Below are 16,266 nucleotides of genomic sequence, written 5' to 3'. Positions count from 1 at the left end.
GGAAGGTTCCTATGAACAGGATCACTGCTGCCCTCTATAGGTTTTTGGTCGTCTATCTTTCGGTCGCGATGGTCGTGACCTCGATACCCCTTGCGCCCAGCACAGCCTATGCCGATGATGCTGGGGCGGTCGCCGTCGAAAACGAGGCCCAAGAGACCGACTCGGGCTCTGACGCTGATGCCGATGCGGTCGATAACGCGTCGTCTTTGGGCGAGGGCGGCTCATCCACAACTTCCGACCAAACGAATAACGCTCTGGACGAATCGTCCAGCTCGGATACCAGTACTTCCACGTCGAGCCTGGCCCAAGATCTTTCGAGCTCCGCGACCAACTCCGATGCAGCAAAGACCTCGCCTGCAACGGCGGAACCCTCGTCCGATGACAGCGAAGTCGATCCCCTCGTGTATGAGGACCCAACGGTCTATGAGTATGCCAAGCTTATGCCGAACGGCTATGTGTATCCGTGTGATGCTGGCGGAAGCGTTACGGTAGAGATTGATGAAAACGACCCGAATGAGAACTCTGTCGATGGTAAATTGGTGACCAACCTGATCGTTGATTACGGAGTGGATGGGGTCCCCGGATATATTTGTGAGTACTCCTCCAATCTGCGCTCGGTACGTTTTGAGAACAGCTCTATTTCTTCAATTGGATTACACGCCTTTTCTGGCTGCTCGAATCTCGCCGATATCAGCTTTTCCGGTATGACCATTGGGGGCATCGGAACAGAAGCGTTTTCTGGGTGCGGATCGCTTACGAGTCTGAACATTAATGACGTTGCTACCATCGGCTCTATGGACGATGCCGCGTTTGCCTGGAGCGGGCTGCGGTCTACGGGGCTCGACAAGGTCGTTGGTCTCAGTTCGATTCCTGAGAACGCTTATAATGGCTGCAGCGCTCTGACCGATACCGGTCTGGGAGGGAACACATCTATCACATCAATCGGCGTTAATGCGTTCAAAAACTGCTCTCGCCTTGCGACGACGGGGCTCGAGAACAATACGACGATCAAGACGCTTCGCGAAGGCTGTTTCTCCGGGACCAATATGAGCGGCGGGCTGACGCTGCCCCTTTATTCCAAGATCGAGGAACTGCCGAGCCGTGCGTTCTATGGCTCTAAGCTTGAAACTGTGTACTTTGGATGCGACCATGTGGTGCTCATTAATCCCACCACGTTCCCCAAGCAAAACATGACCGTCATGGTCCCTGCCAAGATGGTTTCGCAATACGCAAGCGGTCGCCCCAACGAGGTTTGGGAGAGTTGCAATGGCAGCCTGCCCGTCCCCGTGGGCAAGATGCTTCAAAAGATTAAGGTCTCGCGTGATCCCGACAAGATGGCCTATCAGCAGGGTGACACCATTTCGCTCGAGGGCATGAGCGTCACGTTTCAATATCCTCATTCGACGATGGATAGCGACTACGAAGCGCTCATAAAGGACGAACTCGGCGAATACCTTACGGCGACCCCCTGTGATGGTGATGTCTTCGACGAGTCGATGGACGGAGAACCTATACAGCTCGTGTACGACGATGGCTACACGCGCCTTGTCGCGTACAGCAAGGGCAACCTGCAGCAGGCGGCCTACGAGTATGCCAAGTTCATGCCGAACTACTACCTGTATCCGTGCGACGCAAACGGAAATCTTACGGTAGAAATCGATGAAAACAACCCGCGCGAGAACTCCGTCGACGGTCGAATGGTAACGAATTTGATTGTCGATTACGGGGTTGATGAAGTCGACGCACAGCTCTGCGCCGACTCTACCAATCTGCGCTCAGTGCGCTTTGAGAACAGTTCCATTTCCAAAATCGGACTGCACGCCTTCTATAACTGCCCGAATCTCACCGATATCAGCCTTTCCGGCATGACCATCGGTACCATCGGGAAAGAGGCATTCTATGGCTGCAAGTCGCTTACGAGTTTGAACATCAACGAGGTTGCCGCCATTGGCTCTATGGGCGACGCCGCGTTTGCCGAGAGTGGGCTGGTGTCCACGGGGCTCGACAAGGTTGTCGGCCTCACATCGATTCCCGACAGAGCCTACGAAGGCTGCAGAGCTCTGACCGATACCGGCCTGGACAAGAATACCTCCATTACATCGATTGGCGTTTGCGCGTTTAGGTTCTGCTCGAACCTTGCTACCACGGGGCTCGAGAGCAACACAACGGTCGAAACGCTTGGTCACACCTGCTTCTACGGCACCGACTTGAGCGGCGGGCTGACACTGCCATATAACTCCAAGATCGAGGAGTTGCCGAAAAAGGCGTTTGGCAGTACCAATCTCGAGACCGTGTTCTTTGGGTGCAACAATGCGGTGCTCATTAACACCGACACGTTCCCCAAATACAACATGACCGTCATGGTCCCCGCCAAGATGATTCCGAAGTATGCTAACGGGCATCCCAAAGCTGTTTGGGAGAGGTGCAACGGCTGCCTGCCCGTCCCGGTGGGCAAGGTGCTCGAGAACGTTGAGATTTCATGCGACCCCAACAACATGACCTATGAGACGGGGGAGACCATTTCGCTCGAGGGCATGAACGTCGAGCTCGATTACCCGCATTCGGTATCGATTTGGGACTACGAGGCCCTCATACAGGAAGAGCTCGGCGAGTACCTTACGGCCACCCCCTGCGATGGTGATGTCTTCGATGAGTCGATGGACGGACAGCCCGTAAAGCTCGTGTATGACGACGGCTATTCGCATTTCGAAACCCAAACCAAGGGCACGCTACAGCTTAAGAAACCCACGCCGACATCGTTCCAGATTTCCTATGCCCAAACGATTGATAAGGGCGAACACAAGCTGATGGATGGCGTTGAGCTTCCCGATGTTTCCGGCACGATGACGATCGACGCAGGTGCCGAAGTCGCGCTCGATGCCGGTACTTTGGGGATGCTCAACGACAACATCACGTTTAAGGGCTGGTATGACACCGAGTCCGGCAAGTACATCTCCAAGGAGCCGGTCTACACGTTTACGCCAGATAAGGACCTGTCCCTGGAGGCTCGCTTTAAGCTCAAGGACTATGCGGTGTACGTCAACGATGCGCAGGCGACCGACTCGTCGCAGGACTTTGCGCACCTGAGTGTTACCGCTCAAAACTGCTATCGCAATGCCGGCGAGACGGTTGAGGTTTCCGCTGTCACGGATAACGCGCTGTTCCTGGGCTGGTATCTGGGCGAGGGCGATGATGCGTACGCCGTGAGCGATCAGCTTGACTTTACCTATACGGTGGACAAGGCGGACGCGATTGTGTCCGAGGACAAGACTGACGCTAGGATCGAGATCACTCCGCGCTACTGCGCTCCGCAGGCGAGCGTTGTGCTGGGTGTGGACGGGGTCGATGAGAACGGGCAGCCGCTCGGACAGTTCCTCTCTACCGGTCTGTACGGTATCGGATCGCGCGTAACGGTCGTGGCGGTGCCAATGCCTGGCTATGTGTTTGACTACGCGACCGATGCCCTCGGCAACGTTGTCTTTACCGGCGACGATGGTCCGTCCTACACGTTTGTGCTCGAGGGAGATGTGCAGTACACCGCGCATTTCCGCGCTGCGACTGACCCCGACGAGTCACTCGCAGCGCTTAAGGCTGCGCTCATCGCCGCGATTACGGCTGCGGCCGTCCTCGCTACCATGTATGGGCTGGGCGAGATCGTCGACCCCATCGCGGCCGATGCGGTGATCGAGATCGGTATGGCCGACAACATTGAGGATGTTGCCGCCGTCGGCACAAAGGTGCTCAAGGAGATTAAGGACATCATCGACGACCACAAGAAGCCCAAGCCTCATGGCGACCATAAGATCGAAATAATTGCCACCGCGCAGCCCGAGGTGGGCGGCGTCGTTACCGGAGGCGGTATCCACTATGAGGGGACGGTCGCCACGCTGGAGGCTGTCGCCAATCCCGGCTATCGCTTCGTGTGTTGGAAAGAGAACGGTGTCGAGGTCTCGACATCACCTCTCAAGACGATGACGATCACGGACCTGACGCCCGAGGTCGTAAAAATGACGGCCGTTTTCGAGAAAAAAGTTGAGATTACGGCGGTTGCCGAAGCCGATGGCATTCAGGCCGATTTTTCGACAGGCTGCACCGCAAGCCCCGTAAAGCAGAGCATTACGCGTGGCGATCAGGCTATGGTCACCGCGAGCGAGGGTCCCGACTATGCCTTTGTGGGATGGTTTGAGGACGGCATCGAGGTCTCGCCCGAGCGTACGTATATCTTCAAGGCCGAGGTCGACCGCCATCTGGTTGCACGCTTCCGCAAGGCGGATAAGACAATCCTGGTGAATACCGACCCCTTCGATAGCGCCGAGGTGCTGTGCGATGGCGTGCCGGTCGTGGATGGCAAGGTTCGCGCGAAGGATGGGGACATTCTCACGTTTACGATGCGGCCCAAGGTGCGCCCCGACAATCCGGAAAAAACGTATCGGTTTGTGGAGTGGCGCGAAACCGATACGCAGGGCATCACGATTGCCAACAAGCAGGAAGTTTGCGAATACCGCGTTAACGGGAATGCCCGGATCGAGGCTGTAATGGACGGCAGGGATGCGCATATCGTGCGTGCCGAGGCCGACCTGCTCGAGGGCGGCACCGTTACACTGAAGCGCGGCGAGACTGCCGGCATGGTGCTCGAGGTTCCCGAAGGGCAGCGCGTGACCGCGGAGGCCACCCCATCCGAGGGTTATATCTTTGACGGTTGGTATCTGAGCAATGGTGGCTCGGATACTACGTCGACGCTGGTGTCGAGCGAGCGTTCCTATACCTTTGAGCCCATTACCGACTGCGTGCTCCAGGCGAAGTTTACGCGTGCCTGCAAGGTAGACGTGGTCGTTGAGCCGGCCGCGGCCATGGCGGGCAAATATTTAGTGCACGGCGAGGGCTACTGCATAAAGGGCGAGCCTGCCATGCTGAGCATAGAGCTCACGGCCGAGGCGAGCAAACAATTTACCTTTAAGGGCTGGTACGACGCCAAGACGGACCTGCTTTTGGGCACCGACCCCAGCTACCTCGAGTTCTATCCCGAGGACGTGGAATGCACCGTGCGCGCGGTGTTTGAGGAAAATACCTATACCGTGACGGCGAAGGCCAAGAAGACCTTTGTGGAGCGCGGTGCGGTTGAGATTGAGGGGCACCCGGGGGCATCTTCGGTTACCTGCGGATATGGCGACACGGTGATGCTCAAGGCAAAGGCCAATGACGGCTACCGCTTTGACCATTGGAAGGATGACTCCGGTAGGGAGTACGACACCGCCGAGCTGGTCGTTAAGGTTACCAAGAGCGACACCTATACCGCGATCTTTACCGACTCAAAACCCGAGGTCATGGTCACGGCTGATTCGTGGCTCGGCGGTACCGTGACGTGCAACGGGACTGTGGTGAAGCCCACGACTGATAAGTTCAAATTAGGTGAGACCCTTCATCTGACGGCCAAGGCCCATCCTGGCTTTTTGTTCTGGGGTTGGTACGTCAATGGCCGCCTGAAGAGCCTTAAGCATGAGACCTCGTTGGTTGCGAAGGCTCGCGGTAAAACCGGGCACTGCGTTATTACCGCGGCCTTTGTGCCTGTCGATACCGTTTGCGTACCCCTCGCCGATCCTGCGGAAGGTGGCACCGTCAAGGCGAGCCGCGTCCTTGCCGACCGCGGCGCTGAGGTTGCCCTGAAGGCGACGCCCAACCCCGGTTACGTCTTTACTGGTTGGTATACGGCCGACGGCACGTTTGAGTCTGCCGATGCGGAGTTCACCTGCCACCAGGAGCGCAGCCATGTGCACGTCGCTCGCTTTATGGCAAAAAGCTATGAAGTCGACGCCACGGCGGTAGTCGATTCCGGCACCGGTTCGCTGGTCGAATCGAGCGTCGCCGGCTGGGTCGAGGGCACAGGTACCGTTGAGGCGGGGCATGCCGCCACGCTGACCGCGCATGCGCTTTCGGGCTATGCGTTTGAGTATTGGGCCGATGCCTCGGGAGCCGTGGTAAGCCGTGACAGAACCTATCACGTGGTGCCGACGTCTGACACGACGCTCCAGGCCGTGTTCTCGGCAAAGCAATGTACGGTGGACGTCTCGTGCGAGGAGAGTATGGGCACGGTCGAGGGCGCGGGGACGTATGCCGCCGGACAGGTCGCAACCGTGCGTGCGGTCGCCGCCGAGGATACGGCTTTTGTGGGCTGGCTCCGTAACGGCACGTGCGTGAGCTCCAAGAAAACCTATCGATTTACCGTGCGTGAGGATACGTCGCTCTATGCCCTCTTTGCGTCGGGTTCGTATGTCGTGCATACCGTTGCTTCGCCTGGCGAGGGCGGAGCCGTGAGCGGCTTTGGTGGCTATGAGGCCGGCGACCGCGCAACGCTTCGTGCGACTGCAAACACCGGGTATTCGTTTGCGGGTTGGACGGACGACAAGGGCGGGACAGTCAGCGAGAACACCGACTATACCGTTAAGGTCACGGACGACGCTACCTACACGGCGACCTTTGCGCCTAAGTCCTATCAGGTCGTTTTGAGCGCGAGTGACGATAGCGTTAGCACTCTGAGCGGCGAGGGCTCCTATCAATTCGGTGATACGGTCGAACTCAACGCTACACCTATGGGTACCAAGCGATTTGCCGGTTGGTATGTCTTGGATGCCGAGGGCAACAAGTCGCTGCTGAGCTGCGATGCCCATTGCTGGGTTAAGCTCGACAAGGATATGGTCGAGGGGCTCGAGGACGATACGTTGGAGCTCCAGGCCGTGTTTGCCGATCCGTACGAGGTGACCGTTACGGGCGAGGTCGTGGTGAAGGACAAGGCATCGAACAGGGGCTGCCGCGTTACGGGCAGCGGTAGCTTTGCCGTGGGCAATCATGTGGAGCTGACTGCTGTTGCCGGTATGGGCTATCGCTTTGTGGGCTGGAGCACCGATAAGGAGGGCACCTCGATTGTCGAGACCGCGACGACCCTCGATGTGACCGCCATGCAAGACATAACGTACTACGCACAGTTCGAATCCGATGGACAGGTGACCATTACCGTCACCGGCTCGTCCATCTTCCGCGGTACGGCCCTTCTGGTTGACGGCATTCCTGCCGGTAGCAGGTCGTACGACAGGGGCGACATGTTTATGGCGATTGCGATTCCGTGGAAGAAGTACCACTTCTCGCATTGGGTCGACGATGCGGGTGTCACGGTGAGCTACAGCGCATTCTATATCGGTACCGCAAAGGAGAATAGGCAGCTTACGGCCGTGTTCTATGAGACGGGCTGCGATGTTCAGGTCGCTACGTATCCCAAGGGCGCGGGCTTTAGCATGGTTGCGCTTGGTACCGGCGGCTCCTACCACTCCGCGGCGATTATGTTTACCGTGCCGCACGAGGGTTGGAAGTTTAAATACTGGGTCGACGAGAACGGCATGCCTGTGGGATTTACGCCGGTGATCAACCGCGTAGTGTTTGGCAACCGTACTTTTACGGCCGTTTATGAGCGGGCGTCGATGACGGTTACGGCGGTGGATTCGCGTCAGGGCGGACACGTCGAGGGTTCCTCCGAGGACGAATCTCTGGGCTATGCCGTGACCAACGAAGTCGAGAACGGTGAGTCCACGACCCTGACTGCTGTTCCCGATGCGGGCTATGTGTTTGATGGGTGGTATACGCGCAATGACGACGGGTCGTTGGGCGATGAGCCGCTGAGCACGGATGCTACCTGGACGTTTGTCCCCGAGGACAACATGACCGTCGAGGCGCGCTTTGCGGAGGCGCCTAAGTACAAGGTGACGGCCCGAGCGGTCAACGGATCGGTTGATCCGGAGTCTGCTTTGGTCGCTACGGATGGCAAGGTGACGCTTTCGGCGACGCCCGATGAGGGCTGCTACCTGACGCGCGTGACCGTTGCCGAAGAGGCAGGCGATGACGGTTCGGCCGGCAATGCCTATGACCTTGATATTTCTGACTATAAGGGTGGGGCGTACGAAGTCACACTGAGTGGCGTGAGTGCTCCGCAGCAGGTCACATTTGAATTCGCGAAGGCTGCGGCTCCGGAGGTGCTCGCTCAGCCGCAGGATGCGAGTGCTTACGAGGGCGATCCGGTTGAGCTTTCGTTCGCCGCCGAGGCGGGGCGCAATGTTCGCGTCCATGCGGCCGTGTCTTCTGGATCCGCTGCAGACGTCAAGCTGAGCTACCAGTGGTATCGCGTGTCTGACGATGGTGGCAAGGCAGTGGCGCTGAAGGGCGAGACAAGGGAGACTCTTTCGATCGCTCAGCTCGACAGCGACGGCGAGGGCGAGTTCTTCTGCCGCATTACGCAGAACTACCTGGGCACGGTGACAAAGACGGATACCGAACAGGCGAAGGTATCCATCGTACCCCGAGAAGCACTTGTGTTTAATGGGCGTGTGCTGCCGGTGGCGAACGCTCACGATGAGTACCGTGCGGAGATTGTCGGCGCTACGGGCGGCAGGGCACCGTATGCGTACAACTTGGATGATGTTGAGGTTCCTGAGGGCATGCAGCTGACTCTGGCAGATGACGGATCGGGCGCCCTGGTGCTCTCGGGCGTGCCTGCGGCTACGGGTGTTTGTCGCTTTAAGATTTCGTGCACCGATGACCTGGGCGACAAGTGCGATGCAAACTTCGCGCTGCTCGTGAAGGCGAAGAAAGCCCCGCTTGCATTTGAGGGCCAGACCTTTACCTACAACGCGACGGCGCAGGCCCCGGAGCTTTCGGGCGTGCCCGAGGGTTGCGAGGACGATGTCAAACTGGCCTATGTTGGCACGGGCCACACACATTACTTGTCTGATAAGGCGCCGGTGGATGCCGGCACGTATCGTGCGGTGGCGACGCTCGACGCCAAGGGATATGTCGGTAATGCCTCCTGTGACTTTACGATCGAGAAGGCCCCGGTCGATATTTCGATCGAGACGTCTGATGTGACATACGATGGCGCACGACACGGTGCGGCGGTTGCGGTTGCCGGCCTTGCTGCGTCTGCCTATTCCGTTGCCTATCGCGGTATAGATGGAACGTCCTATGGTCCGACGGCGCTGGAGCCGTGCGACAGTGGCAACTACCGCGTCACGGTTAAGGTGACTGACCCCAACTATCAGGGTAAAAAGTCCGCCGAGTTCTCGATTGCAAAGGCAAGCCAGGTCATTACGGGAACGACGAGCTATTCGGGTGTTTACGGTGGAGACCCCATTGTGTTTAACAACGTTGCCCTGACTCCCGTGAGCTTTGAGCTGGTCGATTCTAATGACGATGCGAGCCCGGTTTCGATTAAGGGACGCTGTGCGACGGTGAAGGCCGCCGGTACGGCGCATGTTGTCGCCCATGCCGCTGCCTCGCGTAACTATCTTGCTGCCGAGGATGTCGAGTTGACGGTTTCCGTTGCACCTGCCCAGCTGCTGGTGAAGGTCGACGATGCCGAGCGCTTTGAGGGTCAGAAGAACCCCGAGTTTACCTCCAGCTTGGTGAGTCGTTGCGACACGTCGGACGTAAAGGTTGCGTACTTCTGCTCGGCGAATGAGAAATCGCCGGCGGGTGAGTACCAGATCAACGCGGCGGTCGCCGATCCGAACTTTGATGTCGCGGTCGACCCCGGCACGCTGACGGTCAAGAAGAAGCCCGAGCACTACAAGGTGACGGCGAAGGCAGTCAACGGTTCGGTTGACAATGCTTCGGTTTCGGTTGTTGAGGGCGGGGAAGCGATCCTCTCGGCAACGCCCGACGAGGGCTGCTACCTCGAGTGCGTGACGGTCGCGCAGGCAGGCTCGGATGCGACCGTTGACCTCGACATTTCTGATTACAAGGGCGGGGCGTACGAGGTCACGTTGAGCGATGTCACCGCATCGCAGGAGGTCACGTTCGAGTTCGCGAAGGCGGACGCTCCGCGTGTGATCGCGCGGCCGCAGGACGTGAGCGTCCATGAGGGCGATTCGGCTGTGCTCTCGGTTGCGGCCGAGGCAGGCAAAAACGTCGCTGACCACGCTGCCTCGTCAACGGGTTGCGCTGCCGAGGTCGAGCTTTCCTACCAGTGGTTCCGCATGGTGAATGGCAAGGCCGTGGCGCTCGAGGGCGAGACGGGGGAGACGCTCTCACTCGCGGACCTCGATGACGAGCAGGCCGGCGAGTATTTCTGCCGCGTCACTCAGCGCTACCTTGGTACTGAGAAGCAGACGGACAGTGATTGTGCCTCCGTCTCTATCGTGCCGTGGGACACCCTTGTATTTAACGGCGACCTGCTGCCGGCAGCGAGCGCCCACAGCACGTACCTCGCAACGATTGCCGGGGCCGCGGGCGGCATGGCTCCGTACGAGTACGCATGGGATGAGGCGAAGCTCCCCGACGGGCTTAAGCTCTCCCGTACTTCGAGCGGCCTGACGCTCTCTGGCGTTCCGTCCAAGACGGGCGTTTCCACCTTCGACATCACGTGCACGGATGCACGTGGCGAGGCCGTGACTGCCCACTTTGCGATCGTTGTTCAGGCAAAGCGCGTAAAGCTATCGTTCACGGATGGCAACTTTACCTTTAATGGCGCGTCGCAGGCGCCCGAAGTTTCCGGTACTCCCAAGGTCTGCAAGGGCGACCTTAACGTCGGGTACTACGGGTGCGGAAGTACGCAGTATTCCTCGACGGAGGCCCCGACCGATGCCGGCACATACCGCGCTGTCGCCACGCTGCGCAGCCACGGCTACATCGGTGCCGCTGCCTGCCAGTTCGAGATCGCTCCGGCAAAGCTCAAGGTGAAGGTTGACGATGCCGAGCGCTTCGAGGGAGAGACGAACCCAGCGTTTACCTCGAGCCTGGAGAGTGCGGTTGATACTTCGGGTGTGAAGGTCGAGTACTCCTGCGATGCCGACGAGAGCTCTCCTGCTGGCGGGTACCAAATCGGCGCGACGGTTGCCGACCCGAACTTCGATGTCGAGGTCGTGCCCGGAACGCTGACGGTGAAAAAGAAGCAGGAGCCCGTCGATCCCGGCCCGGTGGTTCCGGACCCGGACAATCCGGACCCGGATAGCCCTGAGCCGGACAATCCAGATAACCCTGACCCGGACAACCCGGATCCCGATCAGCCTGGTCCTGGTCCCAACCCCGACCCGGATAATCCGGATCCCGATCAGCCTGATCCGGGCCCCAAGCCTGATCCCGATAATCCCGACCCTGATAACCCCGAGCCCGATAACCCGGACAAGCCCGAGCGCTTTGAGGTGACGGCGAAGGCGGTCAACGGTTCGGTCAACAACGCTTCCGTCACCGTTGATGCCGGCGGCGACGTGACGCTCTCGGCGACGCCTGACGAGGGCTACTACCTCGAGCGGGTGACGGTCACGGAAGCCGACTCGGACAAGGCCATCGATCTTGATATCTCCGACTATGAGGGCGGAGCGTACGAGGTCACGCTGAGTGGCGTCACCGCGTCGCACGAGATTACGTTCGAGTTCGCGAAAGCGGACGCTCCGAAGGTGATTGCGCAGCCACAGGATGCGAGTGCCCACGAGGACGATGCTGTTGTGCTCTCGGTTGCTGCCGAGGCGGGGAAGGGCGTCCTCGACCACGCGTCCTCGTCCACGGGTTCTGCTGCCGAGATTGAGCTTTCCTATCAGTGGTTCCACATGGTGGGCGGCGAGGCTGTGGCGCTTGAGGGCGAGACGGAGGAGACGCTTCTCATCGAGGGCCTCGATGAGGATTGCGCCGGCGAGTATTCCTGCTGCGTCACTCAGCGATATCTTCGTACCGAGACACAGGTGGACAGCGATCGCGCCGTCGTTTCCGTTGTGCCCCGGGATGCCCTCGTGTTCAACGGCGGTCTGCTGCCGGTTGCACGTGCGCATAACACGTATCGCGCGACGATTTTGGGTGCCGCGGGTGGCGAAGCTCCGTATGAGTACACGTGGGACGACGCTAAGCTCCCAGACGGATTTAAGCTCATCCGCACGGCGGGCGGTCTGACGCTCTCGGGCACCTCGTCCAAGGCCGGAGTGTCTACCTTTGACGTCACGTGCAAGGATGCTCATGGCAAGACCGCGACCGCGCACTTCGTTCTGGTCGTTCAGGCGAAGCGGGTCGAGCTCGCATTTGCAGGCGGCGACTTCGTCTATAGTGGTGACGCCCAGGCGCCCGAGGTCACGGGGGTTCCCAAGGCCTGCGAAGGTGACTTGAGGGTCAGGTATTACGGGACGGGCGGCACACACTATTCGTCGAGTGAGGCCCCGACCGATGCGGGCACGTATCGCGCCGTTGCCACGCTGCGAAGCAACGGGTATATCGGCGCCGCCTCGCGCAACTTCAAGATTGCGCCGGCGAAGCTTAAGGTAAAGGTCGACGATGCTGAACGCTTCGAGGGAGAGGCGAACCCCGCGTTTACCTCGAGCCTAAAGAGTTCGGCCAATACCTCGGGCGTGAAGGTCGAGTACTCCTGCGTCGCCGATGAGAGTTCCCCGGCGGGCGAGTACCAGATCGAGGCGACGGTCACCGACCCGAACTTCGATGTCATGGTTGAGCCCGGTACGCTGACGGTGAAGAAGAAGCAGGAGCCTGTCGACCCGGACCCGGTGGTTCCCGATCCGGGCAAGCCCGACCCGGACCAGCCGGACAAGCCCGAGCCTGACAACCCGAGTAAGCCGGAGCCGGAAAAGCCCGGAACGCCCGATTCCGACCAGCCGGATTCAAAGGATCCGACAAAACCCGGTAGCCCGGATGACTCCGCAGTCGATAAGGCAAAGGCATCGGGCGCGGAAAACTCCGGTAAGAAGGAGTCTTCCAAGTCGAGTGCTCAGCAGCTCGCCGATACGGGCGATCGCACGCCGTTGGCTGTCGCTGTGGCCGCGGGTGCTGTTGCGCTTGTCGCACTGGGGCTCGAGCTGCTGCGTCGCCGTCGCTCTGACGCGTAGCGGATCTAAAGAGGCAACCAGATTGATGCTTTGCATCATCTGACCTGCTCAAACGTTTATACTTGCGGGACGGGTCTTTTGCCCGTCCCGTTTTGTTTCGACCCGAAAGGTGGTCCCATGGCCTCATCCGCCCCGCGCGGCCTGCGCTCCGACCATGTCGTTACCGTCGGCATCGCCCTGTTCTCGATGCTCTTTGGCGCCGGCAACCTCATTATTCCGCCGCTGCTGGCGCTGCAGGCAGGCTCTGCCACGCCGCTCGCCATGCTCGGCTTTCTGATTGCCGCCATCGGCCTACCCGTCATGGGCTTTATCGCCGTGGCGCTTGCCGGAACGGCGCGCGAGCTGGCCGGGCGTGTGCATCCTAAGTTTGGCGAATTCTTCGTTGCGGCGGTGTATCTAGCCATCGGCCCGTGCCTGGCTATTCCGCGCACGAGCTCCACGGCCTTCGAGATGCTGGTGCCGCTGCTGCCGGAGGGCGTCTCGCTCGGCACGGCACGTCTGGTGTTTGCCATCGGGTTCTTCGTCGTCGCGTTTGTGCTCACGCTGCGTCCGGGCGTTATCACGCGCGTGCTCGGCCGCATTACGGGCCCCGCGCTCATTGCGCTCATCGTGCTGGTCGTGGGTGCCGCCGTGGTCTCGCCGTTGGGACCGGCTGCCGCGCCGCAGGCTCCCTACGATGCGGGCGCCGCCGTGCAGGGCTTTTTGACCGGCTACCAGACCATGGACCTGCTTGCATCGCTCGCCTTCGGTATCATCATCGCCGAGACCATCCACGAGCTGGGCGTGACCGACGATAAGCGCGTGGCCTTCGAGATCTCGCGTTCCGGTGTGATCGCCGGCGTGCTCATGGCCATCATCTACTGCGGCCTGGCGCTTGCCGGCATGCAGCTCGGCACGGTTGTGCCCGATGCTACCAACGGCGCCGCCATCCTTGCCCGCTCTGCCTCCATGCACTTTGGTCTTGCCGGCACGATCGTGGTCTTTGCGATCTTTTTCCTCGCCTGCATGAACGTGTGCATCGGCCTCATCAGCTGCTGCTCGCGCTACTTCTGCGAGACGTATGTGGTCGAAGGGGGAGCGGAGGCTTCCGAGGAGGCTATGCGCCGTCCCTTTGCGGTTCTCGCCTTTGTGTTCGCGGCGTTTTCTTGCGTGCTCTCCAACGTGGGTCTCGACGCGATCCTCATGTTCTCGGTGCCCATGCTCAACGCCTTGTATCCCGTTGCCATCGTGCTGGTGCTTATGGGCCTGGTGCACGGTTTTTGCGATGCGCATCCGCGGGTCTGGGTTTGGGTCGGCGGCGTTGTCGCGGTGCAGAGCGTAATCACTTCGGTCCGCGATGCGTTCTTTACGGGCGCGTGGCTGCCGTTCGATGCGCTGCCGCTGGCGGATATTGGAGCCGCGTGGGCGCCGGCCGCCGTGGTGGCGTTTGTGATTGGCCTGCTCCATAGCCAGTTTGTCACACATTCGAGGAGCTAGGGTATCGTCGCTTGCACAGGAGAGAAGTCTCCCCTATAATTTCCTTCGCTTTGGGACACGCAAGGTTTAGACCTTAGCTGCTCAACACCTTCGGGACGTGGCGCAGTTTGGTAGCGCGCCTGCTTTGGGAGCAGGATGTCGCAGGTTCAAATCCTGTCGTCCCGACCATATCTTGCGGGCGTAGTTCAATGGTAGAACCCCAGCCTTCCAAGCTGATGACGCGGGTTCGATTCCCGTCGCCCGCTCCATAGGATAGTTTTAACGGCTTTGGCTCTATTTGGTGCCAGAGCCGTTTTCATAAGCGTGCCGGGCGACGGGAATCGAACCCGGCAGGGTGCGAAGCTGAGAAAATGCGTGAGCATTTTCCAGCGCAGCACGCAAGGGCCAATGGCCCGCAGCGAAACAAGGGTTTGCGAAGCAAACCCTTGGACTTCCCGTCGCCCGCTCCACAAGATAGATGAATGGCTCTGCTTCCTTTTGGAAGCAGAGCATTTTCATATACCTGCCGTGGACCCCACATCCCCTCCTAAGTTGCGGTGAAATACGGACTGTTTTCCGGCTTTTATGGCCCATGTAGTCCGTATTTCACCGCAACTTGCACCTGAGCTTCAGGTTGAGATTGCTCGGCCAGGAAACGCCGGCTATTATCTGGCAGATTATGGTTGGCACGTGCCGTCGCTACTCGAGGCCTGCGATGCGCTGCTCGACGAGCGCGGTTTTCGCGGGTCGGCCAAGGCCGGCATCTCGGTGTTTGACGACGACTTTGGCCTGCATGCTCAGCAGGTGGCACCATCCGCCTGCTCGACAAACGCGACGTAGCCCGCAAGTCGATGTTCACCACGCATTCGCTCCCTTTGTCGATTCTGATCGAAGAAATCGAGCAATCGTGCGATGATATCTTCTTCATAGGGATTCAGCCGGGCGACACGGAGTTCTACAACCCCATGTCCCCGGAAGTCTTTGACGCCGTTGACGCCGTGTACGACGCCGTGGTCGCCAACGACTTTTCCCACTTTGTCCGCTTGGGACAGGAGCTGTAGCAGCGCTTGTCCCTGGTGATTAGGAAAGAAGTGATTGACATGGCAGATTCCAAGGTGGAGTACCCTGCCCCCGATTGCCTGGCGCCCGCCGCGATCGAGGCCAAGACCGAGGCCGCCGGCGTGACCAAGGCTAACCTGCCGGTCGATAAGGCCTTTCTGTTGGCAATGTTCGCCGGTGCGTTTATCGCCTTCGGCGGTCTGTTCTTTACGGTGTTTTTGAGCGACAGCACGCTGGGCTGGGGTGCCCAGCGCGTCGTGGGCGGCCTGTGCTTTTGCCTGGGCCTGGTGCTGGTGCTGGTGTGTGGCGCCGAGTTGTTCACCGGTAATTCGCTTATGGTCTGCGCGCTCAAGAGCAAAAAGATCACCCTGATCCAGATGCTCAAGGCATGGCTCGTCGTGTGGCTTGGCAACTTTGCCGGTGCCTTGTTCATCGTCTTTTTGGTGTACATGGCCGGCATTTACAAGCTTAACGGCGAGGCGGTCGCCAATTCCATGGTGAGTGTCGCCGCCGGCAAGGTGACGATCGACTGGCTGACGATCTTCTTCCGCGGCATCCTGTGTAACATCTTTGTGTGCCTGGCCGTGTGGATCGGTACCGCCGGCAAGACCGTGGTCGATAAGGTCGTGGGCATTCTGCTGCCCATCGCCGCCTTTGTGGCCTGCGGTTTTGAGCACTGCGTTGCCAATATGTACTTTTTGCCCATGGGTGCCGTGATGCACGCGTGCGGCTATGGTGCCGACGTCGCCGGCGCCGATGCGCTCAACGCCGCGGGCATTGCGTTTAACCTGTCCGCCGCCACGTTGGGCAACATCGTGGGCGGTGCGGTTCTGGTCGCGCTCGGCTACTGGTTTATCTACGCCAAGAAGTCTGAGGCGTAAGGTACCGT

5 protein-coding genes and 2 tRNA genes are annotated in these 16,266 nt (G+C 59.6%); all 7 read left to right on the top strand.

All coding sequences use genetic code 11. The features are described 5' to 3' along the window. The first annotated feature begins 11 nt into the window (after window positions 1-11). Window positions 12-12,863, top strand: coding sequence for an InlB B-repeat-containing protein (locus ACTM86_RS05845; protein WP_441016211.1), 12,852 nt, complete (start codon window positions 12-14; stop codon window positions 12,861-12,863). 117 nt (window positions 12,864-12,980) lie between these two features. Next, window positions 12,981-14,339 (top strand): branched-chain amino acid transport system II carrier protein, encoded by a 1,359-nt coding sequence (gene brnQ, locus ACTM86_RS05840; RefSeq protein WP_441016208.1) that lies wholly within the window; start codon window positions 12,981-12,983, stop codon window positions 14,337-14,339. Window positions 14,340-14,430: 91 nt separating this feature from the next. Next, window positions 14,431-14,507: transfer RNA gene (locus tag ACTM86_RS05835), tRNA-Pro, on the top strand. A gap of 6 nt (window positions 14,508-14,513) precedes the next feature. Continuing rightward, window positions 14,514-14,587, top strand: a tRNA-Gly gene (locus tag ACTM86_RS05830). A 421-nt stretch (window positions 14,588-15,008) separates the two neighbouring features. Next, window positions 15,009-15,158, top strand: a complete 150-nt coding sequence (locus tag ACTM86_RS05825; RefSeq protein ID WP_427747744.1) for a hypothetical protein — start codon at window positions 15,009-15,011, stop codon at window positions 15,156-15,158. A gap of 11 nt (window positions 15,159-15,169) precedes the next feature. Further along, window positions 15,170-15,379 (top strand): hypothetical protein, encoded by a 210-nt coding sequence (locus ACTM86_RS05820; RefSeq protein ID WP_441016205.1) that lies wholly within the window; start codon window positions 15,170-15,172, stop codon window positions 15,377-15,379. Between the two features lie 39 nt (window positions 15,380-15,418). Then, window positions 15,419-16,258 carry a formate/nitrite transporter family protein gene (locus ACTM86_RS05815; RefSeq protein WP_441016202.1) on the top strand — a complete coding sequence of 280 codons (840 nt, stop codon included), beginning with the start codon at window positions 15,419-15,421 and terminating at the stop codon, window positions 16,256-16,258. Window positions 16,259-16,266 lie beyond the last annotated feature (8 nt).

The organism is Collinsella sp. HCP3S3_E11 (assembly GCF_052067375.1).
Lineage (GTDB): Bacteria > Actinomycetota > Coriobacteriia > Coriobacteriales > Coriobacteriaceae > Collinsella.
The sequence above is the reverse complement of the archived record's forward strand: the minus strand, read 5'-3'. Positions and strand labels throughout refer to the sequence as shown.

Bases quoted from the DNA above. Each gene is read 5' to 3' on its own strand.
- brnQ (WP_441016208.1), top strand. From the start codon at position 12,981: ATGGCCTCATCCGCCCCGCGCGGCCTGCGCTCCGACCATGTCGTTACC.
- ACTM86_RS05815 (WP_441016202.1), top strand. From the start codon at position 15,419: ATGGCAGATTCCAAGGTGGAGTACCCTGCCCCCGATTGCCTGGCGCCC.
- ACTM86_RS05845 (WP_441016211.1), top strand. From the start codon at position 12: ATGAACAGGATCACTGCTGCCCTCTATAGGTTTTTGGTCGTCTATCTT.
- ACTM86_RS05820 (WP_441016205.1), top strand. From the start codon at position 15,170: ATGTTCACCACGCATTCGCTCCCTTTGTCGATTCTGATCGAAGAAATC.